The organism is Flaviaesturariibacter aridisoli (assembly GCF_004343705.1).
Classification (GTDB): domain Bacteria; phylum Bacteroidota; class Bacteroidia; order Chitinophagales; family Chitinophagaceae; genus Flavisolibacter; species Flavisolibacter aridisoli.
The window spans coordinates 47,020-55,305 of the sequence record NZ_SKFH01000027.1 but is presented as its reverse complement, the minus strand read 5'-3'; the positions used below and the strand labels follow the sequence as shown (position 1 = coordinate 55,305).

The window sequence follows — 8,286 nt, the reverse complement described above, 5'->3', positions numbered from 1 at the left end:
TAACAGGGGCTCCTATGTAAAGGGATTCGTTGCATGAGGTAACCACTTTATTTTTTTCGGTGCTTCGCGAACCATGATTGCAGGCGGTGTCTCACCGCTTTTTTTATGTGGCAGCAATCATGGTTTGTGAAGCGCAAGCCTGCCCGGCAGGGGCAAGGTTGCCTTGTATGCTCTATTCGCTGCCGGTGTTTTTCTTCCAGGTTGTTTAGTGAAGCAGGCTCCTATGAGCAGTCAACCGACGTGGAGTTGCTGCAGGTCTTTATCAGTAGTTAAGAAAAGGCGGCCGCTGCAGACTGTTGCGGAGCACCTCAGTAAAGAGTGCAGCCCATGTTGAGCAGTCGGCCGCCGGTATGTTTTGGAAGCTTCCATGTAGTTACCTGTCAGAAGAAGTCGGAGGGTTGTTGTTGCTGTTCTAGTAAGGCCTAGGTTTTCTTAGTTGGTTGTTTCTTGTTTGGGTTGCCGTCCTTTCCTTTTCTTCTCCGGCGGCTCCGGTGCGTTGATCTCCTCACTGCTGCCCTGCTCGATGCCCCTCACATACATCCGCCCGGATAGCAACACGGCCCGCATTCTTCGCAGCAGCCTGCGGGCAATGCGGATGAGGGCTTGCTCAGGCTTCATGCGGCTACATAGCTTTTTGTAGGCATCGAGCATGGCCGGGTCCCGTCGGATCAATTGCCACGAAGCTTCCACGAGGTGGCTTCGGAGCTGGTTGTGCCGGCGTTGGGTAATACCGGTGTGCTGCTGCCGCTCACCACTTGAGTGCTCGTCGGGGCAGAGGCCCACGAAGCGGTTGAGGGCGTCGAAATTTTTAAACCGGGCTACGTCGCCGACCTCGAGCGTAAAGAGCTGGGCGGTGATGGGACCGATGCCGGGCACGGAGCGCAGGAGTTGCTCTTGCCGTTCGTAGGCTTCGGTGCGCATGAGGGCGCGCAGCTTCTTTTCGGTTTTCAGTAAGAGAAGCCGCAGGTGGCGCACTTCTTCCAGCATCAGCTCCAGGGTGTCCTGCAGGTCTGCGTCTTTGCTTGCAGTGGCTTCGATCCAGTGGAGGAAGTTGTGGCTCCAGTGCGGGTTGTCAAAGGGCGGGGGTATGGTGACGCCCTGGAAGCGAAGCTCACTCTTCAACCGGTTTTTACAGCGGGTGAGGTCGCCCCAGAGCTTCTTTCTAAAGCGGATGAGGCTTCTGTGCTTCTGCAGCTTTTCGGAGGGTACGTGGATGCCGCGCAAGAGGCCGGCGGCGAGGTGGTTGGCGAGGCGGCGGGCGTCCACCGCATCGGTCTTGCCTCTTCGCTCGGCATCGGTGCCGGGGATGTCGGCGGGATTGACCACGATACACTCCATGCCGGCGGCCCACAGGGCGCGGCAGAGGGCGAAGCCAAAGGGGCCGGCTTCGTAGACGCAGCGGAACTGCGCGTTGCCATAGCGGCCTCTCAGGTGACGAATCAGCAGGTCGCTATCGGCTTCAAGGGAAACATTGCCGAGGCAGACCCCGTCGCAGAGCACCGCTACCTGCCAGCGCTTCTTGTGCACGTCGATGCCGACCGAGAGGTCGTGGTTGGAAAAGTCTTGCGCGCGGCTTATCTTAGTTGCCGGGTCCGCCACACGTGCTGAGGTCTTGAGGGTTGTTTTCATTTATGAAGCATTTTGGTTCCTTAAGATACCTCTTGCAGCATTGCTTCACCGCAACTGACTGCTTGCCGGTGGCGGACCCTTTTACATATAGACTGTTGCGCTATGGCCTTCGAACAGCGTAATAATTCGTAGTTTCCCTTTCGGCCACAGCGCAAAGCCCTGGTCGTCATGCGCTCTGGTGAAACCCTCTTAATTTCGGGAATTGGTTAATCGAAAAAACTCCCCGCTAATATTTGTCGGTCAATTCCTTTCGACCTCGATCGTCCTGTATTTTCTTTATTTGGAATACGCAACCCGCTGTTATATCGAGCTTGACCTGATCGGGATGGTTTTTCAATCACTTTACGCCCTGGTTCTTATAGGGATCACTATCCTGTGCTGCGCGATTGTGGGGTTGCCGTTGCGGCTTGTGCCCAAAATCGCCAATTGGTGGAAAGGGCGGCAAGTCATCCCCTTGTGTGGTATCGGGGTTGCTGCCCTGTTGTTGTGGCTCTCGATCCTGCCCGGGTTCTCTGTAAAGGCATGGGTTGAAGAATATGGGGAACATTTTCAGGCCCAAATTCCCAATTTCAAATTGTTCGCATCCGGTTGGGTGCTCCTGGCTTTTTGCATGATCCATCTTTACCCCAAAGAGGTGTTGGAAACGATTCGAAGGAAGTAGGGAATAGTCCAAAATACAGCGCGCAGCTGCCCTTAGCTTTGCCGCATGACGCCCGCTGAGCTCAAAGCTTTCCTCGACCGCAAGGTATCCGAATACAACCGGCCTTCGTTCATCGCGGCCGATCCGGTATCGGTGCCGCACCGCTTTACGCAAAAGGCCGACATCGAGATCGCGGGCTTCTTCGCGGCGCTCTTTGCCTGGGGCAACCGCACGACGATCATCAACAAATCGAACGAGCTGATGGCGCTGATGGACGAGGCGCCCTACCAATTCGTCACGCAGCACGAGGAACAGGACCTGAAGCGCTTCCTCCATTTCAGGCACCGCACGTTCAATCCTACGGACATCCTTTACTTCATCCAGTTCTTTCAACAGCACTACCGGCAAAGCAACACGCTCGAAACCGCCTTCGTGCCCGGCCGCTTTACGGGGATGGAAGACGCGCTCAATTCGTTTCATACGTATTTCTTCTCGCTGCCCGACGCGCCGCCGCGCACGCGCAAGCACATCGCGGCGCCGTTCAAGGGCTCTACCTGCAAGCGGATCCTGATGTACCTGCGCTGGCTCGTGCGCGCCGACGGCCAGGGTGTGGACTTCGGGCTCTGGAAGAAGATCCGTCCCGCCGACCTCGTCATCCCGGTTGACCTGCACGTGGCCCGGGTGGCCCGGCGCTTCGGGCTGCTGGAGCGCCCGGCAACGGATTGGACCGCCGCGCTGGAGCTTACCGGTCGCCTCAAAGCTTTCGACCCCGCCGACCCCGTGAAGTACGACTTCGCGTTGTTCAGTTTGGGCATCGGGGAGCGGTTCTAGAGAAAGAACGCAGATCCCGCAAGCGGGATACGCAGATTTTTTAAGATTGGTTATGATTTGCTGACGCACGCAAGTATATCTGCGCTAATCGTATAAATCATAAAAAATCTGCGTTCTTTCTCTCTTTACCTTGGGGTCATGACGCCGCTCGAAAAAGAAGTAAGCCAGATCGATGCGCTGATGACGGAAGACGACGCGCGCTTCCTTCACCTCGCGCGCCTGCTCAACGAGGCGGTGCTGCACGACTTCGGGTCGGTGCTGCGCCTGCTCTACCGGGTAGATGTATCCGAGAAGAAAGTGCGGGCGGCCCTGGCTGCCGCCGACGCCGACGCCGGCACGATCCTCGCCCGCCTGCTGCTGGATCGGGAAAAGGAAAAAGCCGCCTCCCGCGCCCGCTACAAACGACCGCCGGGCGAGATCCCCGAGGACGAAAGTTGGTAACCGGTTAATGAGTGGACCGGGTAATTGGTTAGTCAAGCTCAACGATTGGCCTATTCCTTTACCAACCGGTTAACAATTAACCGTTCACCGAATTCCCCCGGCATAGATTTTTTGCGTGTAGCGGCAAACGGCTCTCTATGCAACGTGACGGCGCTACCACCAGTCTTTGGCAGAATAATGTTCCCGACCATGCCGACTCCGGCAGCATGCCCCGCGAGGCGGTGGACGTGCTGGTCGTGGGCGGCGGCATCACCGGCCTTGCCACGGCGCTCCTGCTGCAGCAGCAGGGCAAGCGCTGTATCGTAGCGGAAGCCCACACGCTGTGCTTCGGCACCACCGGCGGCACCACCGCCCACCTCAATACCTTTTTTGATAGCACGTACGACCGGCTGGAATCCGATTTCGGTGAAGATGCTTCCCGCCTCCTCCACAGCGCCGCCCGCTCCGCCCTCGACCTCGTGAAGCGGCACATTGCCGAGTTCGGCATCGACTGCAGCCACGCCGAAAAGGATGGTTACGTATATGCCCAAACCGAGGAGCAGGAAAAGCAGTTGTACAAAATGTTCGAGGCGTCGGTCAACGCCGGCGCCGAAGTAGCGTATACCGAAAGCATCCCCGTGCCGATGCCCTTCCGCAAGGCGATCGTGTACCGCCGCCAGGCGCAGTTTCATCCCACCCGCTACGTGCTGGGTCTCGACAAGGCCTTCGGGGCCGCCGGCGGCCTCGTGCTGCAGGGCTGCCGCGTGGAGACCTTCGAAAAGGAAGGTGAGCTGCTCCGGGTGAAGACCTCGCGCGGCGAGATCAGCGCCCGCTGGCTCGTGTGGGCCACGCACATCCCGCCGGGCATCAACCTGCTCCACTTCCGCAACGCGCCCTACCGTAGTTATGCGGTCGCCGCCACGCTCAGCGACCACAACTACCCCGACGGCCTGGCCTACGACCTCTACGATCCCTACCACTATTTCCGCACGCAGGAGGTGGACGGCAAGCGCTACCTCATCGCCGGTGGTGAAGACCACAAGACGGCCCACGTGACCAATACCGAACAGTGCTTCGCGCAGCTGGAAGCCTACCTGCGCAATCATTACGCGGTGGAGGAGATCGCCTTTCACTGGTCTTCGCAATACTTCGAGCCGGCCGACGGCCTGCCCTATATCGGCCACCTGCCCGGCAACCCCGACAACGTACTGGTGGCCACCGGCTACAGCGGCAACGGGATGACCTACAGCCATATCGCCGCGCAGCTGCTCAGCGACCTCATCGTGAAAGGCGAGAGCGGCTATGCATCGCTGCTCGCGCCGGGACGCGTCAAGCCGGTGGCAGGCTTTATGGACTTCGTGAAGGAAAATGCCGACGTGGTGGCGCAGTTTGTGGGCAAGCGCCTCAAAGCCGGGAAACTGCCCGAGCTGGCCGGGATCGCGCCCGGCGAGGGACGCGTGGTGAAATACGAAGGCACGAACGTGGCCATCTACCGGAATGAGGCCGGCAAGCTCTACGCGCTCAACCCGGTGTGCACGCATGCGAAGTGCGTGGTGGATTGGAACCGCGCCGAGCAAAGCTGGGACTGCCCCTGCCATGGTGCGCGCTACTCCATTACCGGCGACGTGCTCACAGGGCCGGCGCGGGCAGGCCTGGAAAAGATCGACCTGGAAGACCTGTAAAGAACGAGAGAACGAGAAAACGAGAGAACGGGATGGGTGTTGCGAACTTTTGGGCGGCGTTTTTGTTTTGAGCGTATGAGTGTATATGTGCTGAAACAGGTACAGCGGATGCCCATTGGCCTGGAGCAGGCCTGGGATTTCTTTTCGCACCCCAAAAATCTGGCGCTGATCACGCCCGAAAAGCTCAACCTGAAATTTACCAATGAATTGTATCGGGAGGAGGCGTACCCGGGCCAGATCATCACCTACAAAGTGCGACCGCTGTTCGGCATCCCGCTGTTCTGGATGACGGAGATCACGCAGGTGCAGCGCCCCCATTTCTTTGTAGACGAGCAGCGCCAGGGACCTTATGCGCTTTGGCACCATGAACACCATTTCAAAGAGATCCCCGGTGGAGTGGAGATGACCGATATCGTGCACTACCGCCTGCCCTTTGGCTTCCTGGGACGTTTGGGGTCTTCTTTCATAAAAAAACAGCTGGATGATCTTTTCGCCTACCGGAGGGAAAAGATCACCCAGCTGCTGGGAACACTCGGGTAATCTTATTTTACGAAATAAACAAGCGATGGCGCTTTTTTCACGCTGCCGTCCTGGGCGCGGTAGGTGCGGTTGTCGACGGTGATCATCATGCCGCTCCAGGCTTGTTGCAAAAGCCTCTTCATCTGGGTAGTCGTCTGCCGGTCTTTCATAGGGGCCTCCCAGATTTCCCCGTTGGACATATTGGCCGTAAGCGTACAACTTTCGATGGAGAGTCCGTCGGGGCTGATGATCGCCTGCACAGGCAGCGCGCGTGCGATTTCCACGCTTAGCGTATCGCCCGACTTCAACCCGATGACTACAGGCTTAAGTGGCACCGCGCTGCGCGGGTTTTGAGAAGACCGGACCGGCGTTACAATTCCATCGATATTATTGAGGTAGCCCAGCGCTACGGCATCCGATGCGCTCATGCTGTCTTTCCGTCCGCTGCCATATACGAGCGTTACGCTGCGGTCGGGGTTGACGTCGACGGACTCGATAACGTCGGCGGGTGCGGCTGCCGGGCCCGATGCGCGCACATCTGCCGGAGCTTGCACAGGGCGCAGGTCGGCCGCGGGAGCGGCAGGCGATACATCCGACGTCGCTTTTGCGGGCAGTACATCCGCTGAAGCATTCGGGACCTGCTGTCGGTAAGCAGCGATCGAATTCAGGATGGCCTGCGCAATGCGGTCGCGGTTGGAATCTTTCGTTAAGAAGGCGCGGTCGGCATCTTTGTCGATGTAGCCCAGTTCGATGAGTGCTGCCGGGCAGGGACTGTTCTTCAATACCCATGCGCCGAGATTCCGCAGCTGTCCGTCGGTTGGATATACCTTGGTCAGCGATTGTTGCAACGCCGAACCAAACAGCCGGCTTCCGGCGCGCACGCCGGTGTCTGCAGACACATAAACGCTGAAGCCTTCAGGAGCGCCCGTGAGCGGGCCATTGCTTACTACGTATTGGTCCACATGCAGCGATAAAAAGAGGCGGGCGCCGGCACGGCGGGCGATCTCGGGACGCTCTTTCAGGTCCACAATGTTTTCATCGGCACGTGTGAAAACGATGTTGAGGTTGGGGTCGGCATTCAGGGCTTTGATGCGCTGCGCCAGGTCCAGCACCAGCTGGTCTTCGGTCACGCCATTGCTTCTGGCGCCGTTCCAGCCGCCATCGGCCATACGCCCATGCCCGGCATCGATCACGACAGTAAATTTTTCGGAGTTGGTTTGTGTGACGACTACCGGCTCGCTCTTCTGGGCGCGAACGGCGAAGGTGAAAGCGATGAGCCCGAGCAGGGGCAGGGCCGCCACGCGTCCGAAGTAGCGAACGCGGGTCTTTTGCAACTGGTTTAGCATATAGAGTCTACGTTTGATGGCGCGGTGAAAAAAGGGATTCGTAAGCCCGGCGTATTGTTCGGGATAGGCCGCTTGCAGGATCAACGCGGCCAGCGTGCCGGCGTCGCGGTCGCGTACCGAGCGCTCGTCGGCAATGAACTCGTGCACGAGGTGCAGCTCGTTGCGCAGGAGCCAGAATATCGGGTTGAACCAGCAAAGAACGAGGGCCGCCTGCAACAGCAGCTTATCGAAGGAGTGCCGCTCGCGTACGTGTACGAGTTCGTGCTGCAGGATCTGCTGTCCGCCTTCGGTGGATGGGTCGAGCGCGGGGTTCCAGAACACGCGGCGGAAGAAGGAGAACGGCGTGCCCGGCACCGGCACCAGGATAAAATCCACCTCGCCGACGCGTTGCGCCGGGTAGCGGCGCGCCAGGCGCAGCAGGGCCAGCAGGCTACGGCCAAAGCGAAACAAAAGCACCAGTGCCACTACCGTATAAATACAGTACACGGCAGTCATCGGATCGAAGCCGCGCGTTTGCGGTACAACCGTTTCTACGTACGCATTGCCGTCGCTCACCACCTGCAGCAGCCGCACCGGCAGTTCGGCAGCCGTGGCGGCGGGCCGTGTCACTTCGATCCGCGCCAGCGGCAGCAGCAGCGACAGGGGCACGATCAGCAGCAGGTAAAAGCGGTTCCACTGGTGGAAGACGCGGTTGCGCAGGGCGAGCCAATAGTAGCCATACAGGAGCGCTGCACACAGCACGGTTTTCAGCAGGTAAGGAAACAGGCTGCTCATTTCTTTGATTTTTTGATTTGCTTCACCAAGGCTTCCAGGTCGTCGAGGCTAAGCCCGTTCTCCTGCACCATGAAAGACACGGCTTCGGTATACGAGCCGCTGAAATAATTCTTCACCATATTCTTCAGCGACGACTTGGAATACGATGACTTGCTCACGAGTGGATAGTATTGGTGCTGCCGGCCCACCACGCGGATGGCAGCAAAGCCTTTGTCCACAAGGATCTTCAGCAGCGTAGCTACTGTGTTCTGGTGCGGCTTCGGCTCGGGCAATACCTCCAGCAGGTCGCGGGTAAAACCCTCGCCCAGCTTCCAGAGCGCCTGCATCACCTGCTCTTCGGCCTTGGTAAGCGTTTTCATGTTTATTAGTTTATTGGTCTATTAGTCTATTGGGAAAGCAGGTTCGCTACCAACCTCCTAACCTCTCTGAGCTCTTCCTCTTTCTA

General features: G+C 58.4%; 8 protein-coding genes. 5 read left to right on the top strand and 3 right to left on the bottom strand.

The window, feature by feature from the left end; translation table 11 throughout:
• Positions 1 to 432: 432 nt before the first annotated feature.
• A complete protein-coding gene (locus E0486_RS14070) occupies positions 433 to 1,629 on the bottom strand; it encodes an IS110 family RNA-guided transposase (RefSeq protein WP_243697445.1) in 1,197 nt (398 codons plus the stop codon).
• A 280-nt stretch (positions 1,630 to 1,909) separates the two neighbouring features.
• Here E0486_RS14070 and E0486_RS14065 point away from each other — a divergent pair, with 280 nt between their 5' ends.
• The 5 genes from E0486_RS14065 to E0486_RS14045 all read left to right on the top strand — a co-directional run bounded on the left by E0486_RS14065 (position 1,910) and on the right by E0486_RS14045 (position 5,742).
• Positions 1,910 to 2,290, top strand: coding sequence for a hypothetical protein (locus E0486_RS14065; RefSeq protein WP_131852878.1), 381 nt, complete (start codon positions 1,910 to 1,912; stop codon positions 2,288 to 2,290).
• Between the two features lie 45 nt (positions 2,291 to 2,335).
• A complete protein-coding gene (locus E0486_RS14060) occupies positions 2,336 to 3,100 on the top strand; it encodes a TIGR02757 family protein (RefSeq protein ID WP_131852876.1) in 765 nt (254 codons plus the stop codon).
• A gap of 138 nt (positions 3,101 to 3,238) precedes the next feature.
• The gene (locus tag E0486_RS14055; RefSeq protein ID WP_131852874.1) at positions 3,239 to 3,541 is read left to right on the top strand and encodes a hypothetical protein; all 303 of its coding nucleotides are present in this window, start codon (positions 3,239 to 3,241) and stop codon (positions 3,539 to 3,541) included.
• Between the two features lie 137 nt (positions 3,542 to 3,678).
• Positions 3,679 to 5,202 carry an FAD-dependent oxidoreductase gene (locus E0486_RS14050; RefSeq protein WP_131852872.1) on the top strand — a complete coding sequence of 508 codons (1,524 nt, stop codon included), beginning with the start codon at positions 3,679 to 3,681 and terminating at the stop codon, positions 5,200 to 5,202.
• 75 nt (positions 5,203 to 5,277) lie between these two features.
• On the top strand, positions 5,278 to 5,742 hold the full coding sequence (locus E0486_RS14045) for an SRPBCC family protein (protein WP_131852870.1): 465 nt from the start codon (positions 5,278 to 5,280) through the stop codon (positions 5,740 to 5,742).
• 2 nt (positions 5,743 to 5,744) lie between these two features.
• Here E0486_RS14045 and E0486_RS14040 read toward each other — a convergent pair whose 3' ends face one another.
• On the bottom strand, positions 5,745 to 7,841 hold the full coding sequence (locus tag E0486_RS14040; RefSeq protein WP_131852868.1) for an N-acetylmuramoyl-L-alanine amidase: 2,097 nt from the start codon (positions 7,839 to 7,841) through the stop codon (positions 5,745 to 5,747).
• A complete protein-coding gene (locus E0486_RS14035; RefSeq protein ID WP_207906262.1) occupies positions 7,838 to 8,200 on the bottom strand; it encodes a BlaI/MecI/CopY family transcriptional regulator in 363 nt (120 codons plus the stop codon). The genes E0486_RS14040 and E0486_RS14035 overlap by 4 nt, the downstream gene beginning before the upstream one ends.
• Positions 8,201 to 8,286 lie beyond the last annotated feature (86 nt).